This is a genomic window from Flectobacillus sp. BAB-3569 (assembly GCF_002270355.1).
Taxonomy (GTDB): domain Bacteria; phylum Bacteroidota; class Bacteroidia; order Cytophagales; family Spirosomataceae; genus Flectobacillus; species Flectobacillus roseus.
The window spans coordinates 440,712-455,932 of sequence record NZ_NJFZ01000005.1; the positions used below are offsets into that span (position 1 = coordinate 440,712).

Here is a 15,221-nt window from a genome sequence, read left to right on the forward strand (position 1 = left end):
AATGACAAGGAAACTAGGTGTTTGTTTACTAGGTATAATACCTCCATTGCTGTTTGCCTACTTCTGTTTTTATCATACACAGAATCTTGTGATATATGATGACTACACGATGGTTGCAGGAGCATTTTTAGGAGAACTAAAAGCATCAACTTTTAGCGAAAAACTTACCGCATTGTTTGCACAGCACAATGAGTATCGTTTTCCTATTTTGACGCTGATGAGTATGTTTCAATACAAGGTATTTGGTCAGATTCATTTCAACTATTACCCTTATATAGGAGACTTCTCATTGTTAGGATTGTATTTAGTAGTGTATAGTACCTTCAGAAGAGTTGAAAGTAGTAGTAAGCTGTTGCCAATGGTATATCTTATGTTTCCTTTACATATTTATATCATTATTACTTGGGCAAACTCTTCTTGTCAGTACTTATGGGCATTGTTTTATAGTATTTGGACAGTATATCTGTTGTTACAGAAAAATTCTAAGTGGAATTATCTTGCATTTGGAGCTGTATTAATGGGCATTTTTTCCTTTGGTAGTGGCATCTTTGCCCTACCATTGGGAGCTGTCATTTTATTAGTAGAAAAGAAATATAAGCTGCTATTGGCGTGGGTGGCTTATGCGGCGATAATAGTCGGATTCTATTTTCATGGTTACCAAAAGCAACCATTTATTGAATTAGGACTAAAGACGTTTCAAGAGCATCCAACTTATATTCCTTTAGGGTTTTTGTACATTTGGGGTGGATGGGCTGATTTATCCTTGTCGGCATTGAGTTTTTGGAAGGCTACAGTACCAGGTATAGCAGGGTTTTTGACTCTACTTTTGGTATTTTTTGTTTTGTGGAAGTCTTTTCTCAATATGAGAGCAAAAGACCACACTGAACGTTTTGTAGCATCATTTACATTTTATGCACTTGGATACCTGCTTTTCACAACCAGTGTAATCGCATTTGGTCGAACAGGAAGTGATCCAGAATTTACGATGTTAGTTTCCAATCATCGTTATTATGCTTTCATGGCACTGGCGTTGGTGTATGGATATTTTGTGATGAATGTAAGGTATGCACATTTTGCTAAAATTGCTTTAGGATTTTCTATGGCAGTCTTCTTTTTAGGATATGCAAAATTTTGGGGACTAATGTCCTCGCGTGCCAAACTTTTAGCCGCAGTAACATTTAATCATTATTATGATGGTGTTCCTCCTACTCATCCACACTATAACCCATTCTACTTTATCAAAAAGACGAACGATTCGTTAATGAATCATTATAAAGCTTATGTTTTTCCAGCAACACCTTTACACAAAGAATGGAAGTCATTTGCTGAAAAACCGACTTTTGAGAAGGAAACCTTGACTTTGCAATCTGTGGTAACAGATTCCACATTGACATTAGACGGTAATAATCTAGAGCAATCTGGACTTAGTGGAACTTATTATCTGTTGAAGTCGAAAGAACATTTATTTGTATATAATCCAAGTAGAGTTCAGTTGGCATCAAAAAAACCTTATTTGCAAAGCTCAGAATACAATACGATTATATCAAAAAGCGAACTGTACAAAGGATCTTACGAGTTAATCTTGTGTGATTATCAGGAGTCAAAAGCAAAATATTATAAGACAAATCTTACTTGGAATGTTTTATAAATAATTAGTTTTTTTCATAAGTGATTAAGTATCCTCGCTAAATCGTAAGGTTGTTTTTCTGAAAGTCAATTAACAAGGAGAAATAATACCATGTGTTAATTTCTCCAAACCCTTAGATATTTTAAATTAAAAACAGATTTAAAAATGTCATTCAAAAAAAATAGAAAATTAAATAGCGACTTCCAGAGAGTAACAATCTCGTTGGCATCGCCAGAGTCAATTCTTGAAGGTTCGCATGGTGAGGTTACTCAACCTGAAACCATCAACTATAGGACTTACAAACCAGAAATGGGTGGTTTGTTCTGCGAGCGTATCTTCGGTCCAACGAAAGACTGGGAATGTCACTGTGGAAAATATAAGCGTATTCGCTATAAAGGTATCATCTGTGACCGTTGTGGTGTAGAGGTTACTGAGAAAAAAGTACGTCGTGAGCGTATGGGGCACATCGAATTGGTGGTTCCTGTAGCGCACATCTGGTACTTCCGTAGTTTGCCTAACAAAATTGGTTATTTGTTAGGTCTTTCTACTAAAAAATTGGATCAAGTTATCTATTACGAAAGATATGTGGTAGTTCAACCTGGTATCAAAGAGGAAGATGGTGTTAACAAAATGGACTTCTTAACAGAAGACGAATATTTGGACATTATCGACAAATTACCTCGCGAAAACCAATTGCTTCCTGACGAAGATCCTCAAAAATTCATCGCTAAGATGGGTGCAGAGGCACTTGAAATGTTGTTGAAACGTACTGCGTTAGATGACCTTTCTTATAGCCTTCGTCACTCGGCTGCTAACGATACTTCTCAACAACGTAAGGCTGAAGCTTTGAAACGTTTGAAAGTAGTTGAAGCATTCCGTGAAGCGGGTACTCGTATCGAGAACAAACCAGAATGGATGGTAATTAAAATGGTTCCAGTAATTCCACCAGAGTTACGTCCATTAGTGCCTCTTGATGGTGGTCGTTTTGCAACTTCCGATTTGAACGATCTTTACCGTCGTGTAATTATTCGTAACAACCGTTTGAAACGTTTGATCGAAATCAAAGCTCCTGAAGTAATCTTACGTAACGAAAAACGTATGCTTCAAGAAGCTGTTGACTCATTGTTTGACAACTCACGTAAAGTTAACGCTGTTCGTTCTGAAGGTAACCGTGCTTTGAAATCTCTTTCTGATATGTTGAAAGGTAAGCAAGGTCGTTTCCGTCAAAACTTGTTAGGTAAACGTGTTGACTACTCTGGTCGTTCGGTAATTGTAGTAGGTCCAGAATTGAAGATGCACGAGTGTGGTTTGCCAAAAGATATGGCTGCCGAGCTATTCAAGCCATTTGTTATTCGCAAATTGATTGAGCGTGGTATCGTTAAAACGGTAAAATCTGCTAAGAAAATCGTTGATAGAAAAGACCCTGTGGTTTGGGATATTTTGGAAAACGTAATGAAAGGACACCCTGTTCTTCTTAACCGTGCTCCAACTCTCCACCGTTTGGGTATCCAAGCATTCCAACCTAAGTTGATCGAAGGTAAAGCTATCCAATTACACCCATTGACTTGTACGGCCTTCAACGCCGACTTTGATGGTGACCAGATGGCGGTACACGTTCCACTAGGTCAAGAGGCTATCCTTGAGGCATCATTATTGATGTTGGCTTCGCACAACATCTTGAACCCTGCCAATGGTGCTCCTATTACTGTACCTTCACAAGACATGGTTCTTGGTTTGTACTACGTAACAAAAGGACGTAGACATACACCAGAGTACCCAATCCTAGGTGAAGGAATGAAATTCTACGGCTTTGAAGAAGTAGTAATTGGTATGAACGAAGGTAGAGTTTCGAAACATGCTAATATCGAAGTAAAAGCTAAGGTTCGTAAAGAAGACGGTACATTGGTTGAGGAAATGGTGAAAACTGTTGCTGGTCGTGTATTGTTCAACCTTTGTGTTCCTGAAGAAGTAGGATATATCAATGAATTGTTGACTAAGAAAAAATTGCAACAAATCATTTCTCAGGTATTCAAAATTTCAGGAGTAGCTCGTACAGCTAAATTCTTGGATGATATTAAGGAATTAGGTTACCAAATGGCCTTCAAAGGTGGTCTTTCAATGGGTATCGGTGATATTATCGTACCAGAAGAAAAGGCTGATTTGATTACTAAAGCTACTGAAGATGTAGCATCTGTAACAGATAACTACTTGATGGGTCTTATTACCGATAACGAGCGTTACAACGCAGTTATTGATATTTGGACGAAAGTAAACTCGAAAATCACGGATACGTTGATGAAGCAAATGGAAAATGACCAGCAAGGCTTCAACGCGATCTTTATGATGATGCACTCTGGTGCACGTGGTTCTCGTGAGCAGATTCGTCAGTTAGGTGGTATGCGTGGTTTGATGGCAAAACCTCAAAAGAACTTACAAGGTTCGGTAGGTGAAATCATCGAAAACCCAATCCTTTCTAACTTTAAAGAAGGTCTTGACGTACTTGAGTACTTTATCTCAACGCACGGTGCTCGTAAAGGTCTTGCCGATACAGCCTTGAAAACGGCCGATGCTGGTTACTTGACTCGTCGTTTGCATGACGTTGCTCAAGATGTTATTGTAAACGAAGAAGATTGTGGTACATTGCGTGGTATCCAAATCGCTGCGTTGAAAGATAACGAAGAAATCATCGAACCACTTTCTGAGCGTATCTTAGGTCGTGTGTCTATCCACGATGTACACGATCCTGTTACTGGAGATTTGTTGATTCCTGCAGGTGAAGAAATCACTGAAGAGATGGCAACAAGTGTAGATGATACGGCTATCGATTCTATCGAGATACGTTCAGTATTAACTTGTGAAACTCGAAATGGTGTTTGTGCTAAGTGTTATGGACGTAACCTTTCAACAGGTCGTATGGTAAGTATTGGTGAAGCTGTAGGTGTAATTGCATCTCAGTCAATCGGTGAGCCAGGTACACAGTTGACACTTCGTACATTCCACGTTGGGGGTACTGCACAAAACGTAACCCTTGATGCGACGATTAAAGCGAAATTTGATGGTATCATCCGTTTCGAAGAGATGCGTACTGTAGCCTCTGTAGATCCAGAAGGAAATCCAGTAGAAATCGTAATGGGTCGTTCGGGTGAGGTTCAAATTGTGAATCCAGCTACTAACCAAGTTTATATCACCAACAACGTTCCGTATGGTGCTTACTTGCGTGTGAAAGATGGACAAACGATTACTAAAGGTGCAGAAATTTGTGCTTGGGATCCATACAACGCCGTAATCCTTTCTGAAGCAGATGGTATTGCAAGATTCGACTCAATCGAAGAAAATATCACTTATAAGGAAGAAGCCGATGAGCAAACTGGTTTGAGAGAAAAAGTTATCATCGAATCTAAGGATAAAACGAAGAACCCTTCAATCGTAATTGTTAACAAAAATGGTGAAGAAACTTCATTCAACGTACCTGTAGCTGCTCGTCTTTCTGTTGATAACGGTGCAGTAATTAAACCAGGTCAGATTCTTGCTAAGATTCCTCGTGCAGCTGGTAAAACTCGTGACATTACGGGTGGTCTTCCACGTGTAACCGAGTTGTTCGAAGCTCGTAATCCATCTAACCCTGCCGTAGTTTCTGAAATCGACGGTGTAATTACATTAGGTGGTATCAAACGTGGTAACCGTGAAATCTATGTGAAAGCTAAAGATGGTGCTGAACGTAAATACTTAGTTCCACTTTCGAAACACATCCTTGTACAAAACAATGACTTTGTTCGTGCAGGTGTGCCTCTTTCAGATGGAGCAATTACGCCATCAGATATTTTGGCTATCAAAGGACCAACAGCGGTACAAGAATACTTAGTAAACGAGATTCAGGACGTTTACCGTTTGCAAGGTGTAAAAATCAACGATAAACACATCGAATGTATCGTTCGTCAGATGATGCAAAAAGTTGAAATCGTTGATTCTGGAGATACCATGTTCTTGAACAACCAGAATGTAGATCGTTTTGCAGTTCGTTTGGCAAATGATGATATTCTTGACAAGAAAGTTGTTGTAGACGCAGGTGACTCTGACAAAATGAAGGTTGGTATGATTGTAACGACTCGTGCGTTGCGTGATGAAAACTCTTCATTGAAACGTCGTGACTTACGTAAAGTAGAGGTTCGTGACGCTCAACCAGCGGTATCTCAACCGAACTTGCAAGGTATTACTCAGGCGTCATTGGGTACTGAATCATTTATCTCGGCTGCGTCATTCCAAGAAACAACGAAAGTATTATCTGAAGCTTCTATCAGAGCGAAATCAGATGGCTTAGATGGCTTAAAAGAAAACGTAATCGTAGGTCACTTGATTCCAGCAGGTACAGGTGTTCGCAAATACCAAGATTATATCATTACTTCGAAAGAAGAGTTACAACAAATCGAAACAGCTAAAGAACAGCAAGCTCAACAAAAAGTGGGTGGCTATCGTAAAGCTCGTTGGATTGTTTAGTACCAACTTCTTTTTGAATATATTTTCAAAGGCTCTTAGATTCAGTTCTAAGGGCCTTTGGCTTTTTTGATGAAAAATATCAAAATCTCAAATAGAATATATGTTGATTTTATGACAGTAAGTGTTTGCTATACAGGATTTTAAAGTATAATTTCCGTGGGGTATTTTTGACTGTTTTTCTTTTAAAAAATGTGTATTTCTTGATTTGAATGACTTTAAAATACCTTAATTAGCATGATTTTTTCAAAAGAAAAACTTTAATTAAAAGCTGGAATAATTGAATAGGTAATGTTTTTGATTAAATTTGAAAATCAAACTTTTACGTTTTTAAACTATGGCAAATCAACAAGACGAAACACAAATTAATGTAGAGCTTACAGAGGAAATGGCTGAAGGCGAGTACGTAAACCTTGCAATGATTGCACATTCACAAAGTGAATTTGTAATTGATTTTATTAAAATGATGCCAGGATTACCCAAAGCACGTGTAAAATCACGGGTAATAATGACACCTGATCATGCTTACAGATTATTAAATGCATTGAAAGATAACATCGCAAAATATGAGGATGCTTATGGTAGTATTTCTGATGAGAAAGGCGCTATTGGTTTCCAATTCCCAACAAATTATAGTGGTCCAGTCGGAGAGGCATAATCTGAGATTTGACCAGTTACTATGAAAATTTAATCCTATATGCTTGGTAAATCTATCGGGTTTGAGCCAATTGATAGATATAATAACAAATGAGTTTATTCTACAGATTATTTAACTCATACCCGAGAGCACCAAGTTCCTTCCTGTAGTACACGCATTTTCCAACCTAATGGTTTGGGACACATCAACATCCTTAAGAAATAATATCTCTAAAATAGAGTAGAATAAACCCCTTATTTTACTTTCTAGTCAAGTATGTATTTACAAATTATATTCGTTGTGTGATGGATCTTAAACTAACCAAGTCATTTTTGTCGACAGCTACTGCCCAATTTAAAGGACAAGTACAAGTGCCTGATGAAACGCTATTCTCTTTACCTGAAAAAGTATTACAGTTTGGTACAGGCGTATTATTAAGAGGCTTATGCGATTATTTTATCGATAAAGCCAACAAACAAGGTGTTTTCAACGGAAGAATCGTTGTGGTAAAATCTACCGATAAAGGTGATGCCGATGCCTTTAATGAACAAGATGGCTTATATACTCACTGTATAAAAGGCTTAGAAAATGGCAAGTTGATTGAAGAAACAATCATCAATAGTGCTATTTCTCGTACCTTATCAGCTCGTAACGAATGGAGTGCTATTTTGGAATGCGCACGCAACCCTGAAATGCAAATTATTATTTCGAACACAACGGAGGTAGGTATTGCATTACTTGAATCAGACAAGGTTACGTCGACACCACCGCAATCTTTTCCAGTAAAATTATTGGCATTCTTGTATGAAAGATGGAAACACTTTGGTGGTTCTGCTGAAAGCGGAATGGTGATTGTTCCGACAGAGTTGATTGTTGGTAATGGTGATAAATTACAAGAAATCGTTTTAGAACAAGCTCACCGCAATGCACTTGAGCCTGAGTTTATAGAGTGGATAGATACGCATAATCGCTTTTGTAATTCATTGGTGGATAGAATTGTACCAGGAAAGCCAGAAAATGCAACCGAAATCCTGCAAAAGTTAGGTTATCAAGATGACCTAGTAATCATGTCTGAAGTGTATCGCTTGTGGGCGATTCAAGGCGATGAGCACGTTCGTAAGGTATTGAGTTTTGCTCAAGTCGATGAAGGTGTTATTATTGAAAAAGACATTGAAATTTATCGTGAGTTAAAACTTCGCTTGCTCAATGGTACACACACGCTTATGTGTGGGATGGCGTATTTGTTAGGTTTTAAATACGTAAAAGACGTTATGGCTAATGGCTATATGAGTCGTATTATTACCAATCTGATGTTAGGTGAGTTGTCGTTGGCGATTCCATACAAAGTAGATTCAAAGACAGCAGATCGTTTTGGTCGTATGGTTTTGGATCGTTTCCGTAATCCATATATCAATCATAAGTTGTTGGATATTACGGTACAATATTCTGCTAAAATGCGTATGCGTAATGTACCAATCTTGATGGAGTATTACCGTGAATTTGGTCGTGCGCCAGAGCTATTTGCTATGGGTTTTGCTGCTTATTTGCAGTTTATGCATGCTGTAAAAGAGGTAAATGGCAACTATTACGGAGAATGTAACGGTGAGCATTATCAGATTAACTGTAACTATGCATCTTATTTCTACGAAGCTTGGGACAATTTTGATTTGCACAAAGTATTATCTAACCGTAGTCTTTGGGGCGAAGATTTGACTCAACTAGCAGGCTTTGAAGAATCAGTATCTAAATACTTGTAAGTACTGTTTGTTTATCATACTATTAAAATAAAAGAGGCGTTCTATCTCATCAAGAGTTTAGAACGCCTTTTTACATTCCTAAAAATAAGATTTCTGAAACGTATTTGTTATCTTTCGGAAAGCTATGTCTAATAACCATTAAGGAATCTGGAATCATGAAAAAAGTAATCACCTTTGGCGAAGTTTTAATGAGATTAACTACGCCTAATTTTGCAAGGTTTTCACAGTCAGACGCTTTCAATATCAACTTTGGTGGTGGCGAGGCCAATGTGTCATCTTCTCTTGCAATTATGGGTATTCCTGCAAGTCATGTAACAGTTTTTCCTGATAATGACCTTGGCTATGCTGCTCGTACCACCTATCTCAAATACGGTGTTGGTACTGAGTTTATGCAAATGAAAGGAAATCGTTTAGGGATCTATTTTGTAGAAAATGGTGCCGCTATGCGCCCATCGAAAGTAATATACGACCGTTTTGATTCTGCTTTTGCACTATTAAATCCTGCTGATTTTGATTGGGAAACAATCTTTGCTGATGCACAATGGTTTCACTTTACAGGAATATCTCCTGCTATATCTGCCTCGGCTGCTGAAGCGTGCTTACAGGCTGTCAAGGTAGCTCGTCGGATGGGTTTGACTATTTCAGCCGATGTTGGTTATCGTAAAAATCTTTGGCAGTGGGGTAAAAAGCCAAGTGAGGTAATGCCAGAGCTAATCGCGCATTGCGATGTGATTATTTGTAGCAAAGGCGATGCCAATGATATGTTTGGGATTACGCCAAATGATGAAAAGGGTAGTTTTAAATCTATTTGTCAGCAGATTTTAACCCAATTTCCTCAAGCAAAATTTGTGTTGAATACCAAAAGAGGTCAAATTTCAGCTTCGCATAATACCCTTTCGGGGCAATGTTGGAATGGTACCGAAATGATCAAAACAAAAACTATCGATATACCGAATATTGTAGATCGAATCGGCGGTGGCGACGCCTTTATGGCAGGTTTTATTTATGCTTATATTACATTTCAAGATATTCAAAAAGCATTAGAGTATGGTGTGGCAGCCTCAGCCTTGAAACATACGGTGGAAGGTGATTTTAATTTGGCTACTTTACAAGAAATTGAAATGGTGGTCAAAGGCGATGTGAGTGGTAAACTCAAGCGCTAATCAGTCATTATTTTTTTTAGAATTGACATAGATTCTTCAATCTCAGAAAGATTCATAGAGGCAAAACCAATTCTACAGGCATTTAAAGGCTTATATGCGCCTCCATTTGGCAAGTATAAGCCTTTTTTATGGGCTTTATCCGATAATAACGCTAAAGGATATTTTTCCGAGAACTTCATCCAGATTGCCATTCCACCTTGCGGTTTTTCGAAGGAGACTTTTTCTCCAAGCTCTTTTTCAAATAACTCACAGGTAAAATCTCGACGCACACGATATTCTTTGAGCGCCTTGGTTACGTGGCGTCGGAGTGTGCCATTTTCCAATAAGTCAGCCAAGCATGCTTCAAGGATAGTATCTCCTTGTCGGTCAATAATTCGTCTTATTTTACCTAATTCTTCTATAGTTTCGGGGTTAGCAACTACATATCCGACTCTAAAAGTTGGTGCTATTAACTTAGTAAACGAACCAATATAAATAACTCTTCCATGTGTATTAGCACTTGCCAATGGTAACACTGGGCGATTGGCATAATGAAAATCATAATCATAGTCATCTTCGATAATCCAAAAATGATACGTTTCAGCGAGTTGTAATAAATGCAAACGACGTTCAGGTTTGAGCGTAACGGTAGTTGGATGATAATGGTGTGAGGTAACATATACCATCCGAATTGGCTGCTTCTGACAGAGTTTTTCTAAGGCAAAAGTATCCAGCCCATCTTCATCCACAGGGATTGTCATCACTGTAGCCCCAAAATGCTCAAAAGTTAAGTTGGTTGCTTGATAACTCAGCTCACCAACCACAACCAAGTCGCCTGAACGGATAAAAGCATGAGCCACCAAATAAATTCCCATTTGACTTCCTCGTGTGCTTAGGATATGTTCGGCAGTGACGGAAAGCCCTCGGGTTTGATTGAGTAATGCTGCCAAATTTTCTCGAAAACGGCGTAATCCATAAACCTCTGTATAATTTAATAGAGCTGGTTCTGCGTAGTTGATATAATGTGCATAACGTTTGGCCAATGCCTCTCGAGGCGCCAAACGTGGATCGGGCAAGCCATCGTTGAAGGCAAGACGATGTTGAATTAATTTAGGTAAAAATAATCCCGAAGCTCGGTTGGTCAGGATACTATCCTTTTCGCTCGCTTCACTTATTTGAGTAGAAATAAATCCTTTTGCTTGAACAATTGGAAGTTGATTACTCACAAAAACGCCCCTTTTCGGTAAGATTTCAATCCATCCTTGCGATTGTATCTCTTCATAAGCCTGAATTACTGTTTGACGATTTATTTCTAATAATTCAGCCAATGGTCGAGAACCCAAAAGTTTATATCCTTTTGGAATAATACCACTTTGAATATGCTGAATAAAAGCATTGGCAAGCTGTACATACAAAGGCACAGCCGAACTGCGCTCTAACACCAAAATTGATTTATATGGAATTTGCATCTGGACTGTTTTTCTATTTATAACTGGACTAATAAACTAAGCCAGTAAAGATAGAAATTTGTAATATGATTTATCAACATATCTGTTAACAATCCACATTTACAATAACTTATGGAAGAGGTTAATTTAAAACCAAGTCGATTAGCAAAAAGAGCTAGCTATGACTCCAATCAAATTTACAGTATCCTCGACGAAGGATTGGTTTGTCAAGTAGCTTACGTAGAAAATGGCAAACCAATGATGATACCAACAGGATATTGTCGAATAGGGAATAAACTCTATATTCATGGCTCGGTTGGGAGTCATTTTATGCGCAGTCTCGCAGATGGTCGAGACGTTTGTATCTCTATTTCTTTGTTGGATGGTTTAGTGCTAGCTCGCTCAGCTTTTCACCATTCGGTCAATTATCGCTCTGTGGTGGTATTTGCACAAGCCGAACTTATCACCGATGAACAAGAGGCATGGGATGCTTTAGAAGCTTTTACCGAACACGTCATCAAAGGTCGCTGGGCAGAAGTTCGTGAGCCAGATGCATCCGAAATGAAGAAAACAATGGTTTTAGCGTTTTCATTGGAAAAAGCTTCGGCTAAAGTACGAGTGGGTAATCCAAGCGAGGATGAGGAAGATTATGAGTTACCAGTTTGGGCAGGAGTTTTACCATTAAAGCAAGTTGCGCAAGCCCCAATTACAGATCCACTTATGCGTCATCAAACACCAGTGCCTGATTATGTAGCAAATTATTCTCGTGAAAAATAAGCTTTAATCTCTAAATCATAGGGGGCAACTTGTTGCCCTCTTTCCTATTCTTTAAATCTTTCTTGGGAATGATTGGGTAAAAAAAACAAAGATTGCCTTTATAAATTAATCGCATCTTTTCATCCTAATCAATCTTAAAATGCCCTTAGAACAAACATTTCGTTGGTTTGGTCCAAAAGACCCTGTATCATTGGCGCATATTCGTCAGGCAGGAGCTACAGGTATCGTAACAGCACTTCACCATCTACCCAATGGCGTAGTATGGTCTTTAGAAGAAATTTTAACTCGTAAAGCCGAGATAGAAAAAGCAGGACTTAATTTTTCTGTAGTCGAAAGCGTGCCTGTACACGAAGACATTAAAAAGCGTTCTGGCAATTATTTGCAATACATCGAAAATTACAAACAAAGTTTGCTAAACCTTGGCAAAGCAGGTATTGATACTGTGTGTTACAATTTTATGCCTGTATTGGACTGGACTCGTACCGACTTGGATTATCCATTGGCTGATGGTTCGACCGCCCTACGCTTTGATGCTACCGAATTTGCAGCTTTTGAAGTATTTATCTTAAAAAGAAAAGGCGCAGAAGAAAGTTACACAGAAACTCAATTGCAAAAAGCTCACACTTGGTATAATCAAGCAAGTGAAGCAGCCAAAACCAAGCTTATTCGTAATATTATTGCAGGTTTGCCAGGAAGTGAAGAAAGCTTTACCGTAGAGGAATTTGCTGCTGTATTAGGAACCTACAATGAAGTTGGAGATGCAGAGTTGCGTGCCAATCTTTATGAATTTATCAGAGCTATCACTCCAGCAGCAGAAGAGGCAGGCATCAATCTTGCCATTCACCCTGATGATCCTCCTTATCCTATTTTGGGCTTGCCAAGAGTGGTAAGTACCGAAAGCGATGCGCAACAATTATTAGCCGCTTACGAAAGTACTAATAATGGTCTTTGTTTCTGTACAGGAAGTTATGGAGTTCGTGAAGATAATGACCTAGCGGGTATGGTCGAACGCTTGGGAAGTCGTATCAACTTTATTCACTTACGTGCTACCAAACGTGATGCCGAAGGCAATTTCTATGAAGCAGATCACCTCGATGGCGATGTAGATATGTATGGTGTCATGAAAGGTCTTGTTTTAGAACAACGCAAACGCATTTCAGAAGGTAGAATAGATTATCGTTTGCCTTTCCGTCCAGACCATGGACATCGTATGTTAGATGACTTAAATCCTGAAAAACGTACCAACCCAGGTTATACTGCCATTGGTCGTTTGCGAGGATTAGCTGAGCTTCGAGGATTAGAATTAGGAATCGCTAGAAGTGTATAAAATCTTAAGCCTATGCCCAAAGCATGGGCTTTTTTATTTTAAATTTAGGGAAAAACTCTAGTTGTATTACTCTAATAATATTGTATTGTTAAATCCTTGCAGATAGTCATAGAATATCCTCAATAGAAGTCTAATTTTGATAGACTATTGAGTACAATTTTAAGATTATCTGTGTACTATCGACAATTGACAGTGAGAATGCTTGAATATTAGTGTTTTCTCAAGTAGATTGTCGAGGTACATAAACTTAATTTTCTAAAAAATTATGAAAAAAGTATTTTACCTGCTTGCCAGTATATGTTTGTTGGCTACCAATGCAGAAGCACAAGAAGTGCAGAAGATTGATGGCGCTTTGAAGTTTTTGGTGATGGGCGATTGGGGACGTGTTGGTGAAGACCACCAAAAGCCTGTGGCTGATCAGATGGGAAAAGTTGCAAAACAAATCGGTAGTGAGTTTGTCATTTCTACGGGTGACAATTTTTACCCAAGAGGTGTTCAAAGTGAGTTTGACCCATTATGGAAATATTCATTTGAGGATATCTACACAGCTTTCTCCTTGCAGTGGGATTGGTATCCTGTTTTGGGAAACCATGACTACGGTGGCAATCCAGATGCACAGGTTGCCTATTCAAAAATTAGTCGTCGTTGGCGAATGCCAGCCCGTTACTATACTAAAACCTTTCAGATAGATGGAGGCAACGAAGTATTAGTAGCATTTATCGACACGAACCCATTGATTCCAGATTTTTATAAAAATAAAGATTATGGTCCCAATGTAATCAGCCAAGATAGTACAGCTCAGAAAAAATGGTTGGATAAGGTATTGTCAACAAATTCTCCAAAAGTAAAATGGAAATTGGTAGTAGGGCATCATCCTTTGTTCACGGCTACTGAAAAACGAAGAGAAAGTTATGATACCAAGGCCGTAAGAGCATCTTTGAAAAGTGTTTTGGATAAGCATCAAGTAGATGCCTATATATGCGGACATGATCATGACTTACAACATTTATTACCACCACCCAATAAAACACACTATTTTGTATCAGGGTCGGCTTCTGAAAGTACCGCTATTGGGACATTACCTATTAGTAAGTTAGCTAGCAATGAATATGGCTTTATGGTGTTTTCGGTGACCAGTAATAAACTCAACGTTCAAGTAGTAAATCAAGACGGGAAAGTCATTTACACAACAGAACTTACCAAATAAGCTTCAAAAGATTAAATCAAAAGCAAGGGGATTTTGTGCTACAATTGTCACAAGATCCCCTTGCTTTTTTATGACGAAAATGTGCTAATTGTTACAAAGCCCTAATTCTGAGATAATTATTAAACGTATTGAGAAAATAATTGTATCAAACCTTTTGTTTATCAGAGACTTTACGTAATTTTGCACCCCTGATTTGAGCGACTATCAAATGAATTTCTTAGAAAAGTGCAGTTGAAATCATTCAAATTAGGAAAGTGTATCTCTCAATAACAACAAGACAAAATGCCAACTATACAACAGTTAGTACGTAAAGGTAGAGAGCAAATGACTTGGAAGTCAAAATCTCCAGCCTTAGATTCTTGTCCACAACGTCGTGGCGTTTGTACAAGGGTATATACTACAACGCCAAAGAAACCAAACTCTGCGATGCGTAAAGTAGCCCGTGTACGTTTGACAAATGGTAAAGAAGTAAACGCATACATTCCAGGTGAAGGTCACAACTTGCAAGAGCACTCAATCGTATTGATTCGTGGTGGTCGTGTGAAAGACTTACCAGGGGTTCGTTACCACATTATCCGTGGTGCATTGGATACTGCAGGTGTTAACGGTCGTCGTCAGCGTCGTTCTAAATACGGTGCTAAACGTCCTAAGCCAGGTCAGGTTCAAGCTCCAGTAAAAGGCGGAAAAGGCGGTAAGAAAAAGTAATTTGAAAATTTGAAAATTCGTCAATTTGAGAATGTAAAAAATTCGTTTTCAAATTTTTCTGATTATCATATTTCCAAATTCAACAACCAGTCCAGTATGCTAA

Annotated in this window: 10 protein-coding genes; 9 read left to right on the top strand and 1 reads right to left on the bottom strand. The window is 38.5% G+C overall.

The features are described 5' to 3' along the window. Position 1 precedes the first annotated feature (1 nt). The 5 genes from BWI92_RS05570 (at position 2) to BWI92_RS05590 (ending at position 9,675) form a co-directional block, all read left to right on the top strand. Complete coding sequence (locus tag BWI92_RS05570; protein WP_141234695.1) at positions 2–1,648, top strand: hypothetical protein; 1,647 nt, start codon at positions 2–4, stop codon at positions 1,646–1,648. Positions 1,649–1,792: 144 nt separating this feature from the next. Continuing rightward, on the top strand, positions 1,793–6,121 hold the full coding sequence (gene rpoC, locus BWI92_RS05575) for a DNA-directed RNA polymerase subunit beta' (RefSeq protein ID WP_095161122.1): 4,329 nt from the start codon (positions 1,793–1,795) through the stop codon (positions 6,119–6,121). Between the two features lie 334 nt (positions 6,122–6,455). Further along, entirely contained in the window at positions 6,456–6,776 is a 321-nt protein-coding gene (locus BWI92_RS05580; protein ID WP_095161123.1) for a DUF3467 domain-containing protein, read from the top strand. Between the two features lie 284 nt (positions 6,777–7,060). Beyond that, positions 7,061–8,512: a tagaturonate reductase gene (locus BWI92_RS05585; protein WP_095161124.1), complete on the top strand. Its 1,452-nt coding sequence runs from the start codon at positions 7,061–7,063 to the stop codon at positions 8,510–8,512. Positions 8,513–8,667: 155 nt separating this feature from the next. After that, entirely contained in the window at positions 8,668–9,675 is a 1,008-nt protein-coding gene (locus BWI92_RS05590) for a sugar kinase (RefSeq protein WP_205749546.1), read from the top strand. Here the strand turns inward: BWI92_RS05590 and BWI92_RS05595 are convergent. Further along, entirely contained in the window at positions 9,672–11,123 is a 1,452-nt protein-coding gene (locus BWI92_RS05595) for a PLP-dependent aminotransferase family protein (RefSeq protein ID WP_095161125.1), read from the bottom strand. The genes BWI92_RS05590 and BWI92_RS05595 overlap by 4 nt on opposite strands. A gap of 111 nt (positions 11,124–11,234) precedes the next feature. Between BWI92_RS05595 and BWI92_RS05600 the strand changes: the two genes are divergently transcribed. The 4 genes from BWI92_RS05600 to rpsL all read left to right on the top strand — a co-directional run bounded on the left by BWI92_RS05600 (position 11,235) and on the right by rpsL (position 15,118). Then, on the top strand, positions 11,235–11,879 hold the full coding sequence (locus BWI92_RS05600) for a pyridoxamine 5'-phosphate oxidase family protein (RefSeq protein WP_095161126.1): 645 nt from the start codon (positions 11,235–11,237) through the stop codon (positions 11,877–11,879). A 139-nt stretch (positions 11,880–12,018) separates the two neighbouring features. Then, the gene (gene uxuA, locus BWI92_RS05605; RefSeq protein ID WP_095161127.1) at positions 12,019–13,206 is read left to right on the top strand and encodes a mannonate dehydratase; all 1,188 of its coding nucleotides are present in this window, start codon (positions 12,019–12,021) and stop codon (positions 13,204–13,206) included. Positions 13,207–13,471: 265 nt separating this feature from the next. Continuing rightward, the gene (locus tag BWI92_RS05610; RefSeq protein ID WP_095161128.1) at positions 13,472–14,413 is read left to right on the top strand and encodes a tartrate-resistant acid phosphatase type 5 family protein; all 942 of its coding nucleotides are present in this window, start codon (positions 13,472–13,474) and stop codon (positions 14,411–14,413) included. A 282-nt stretch (positions 14,414–14,695) separates the two neighbouring features. Then, positions 14,696–15,118, top strand: coding sequence for a 30S ribosomal protein S12 (gene rpsL / locus BWI92_RS05615; protein ID WP_095161129.1), 423 nt, complete (start codon positions 14,696–14,698; stop codon positions 15,116–15,118). Positions 15,119–15,221: the final 103 nt, after the last annotated feature.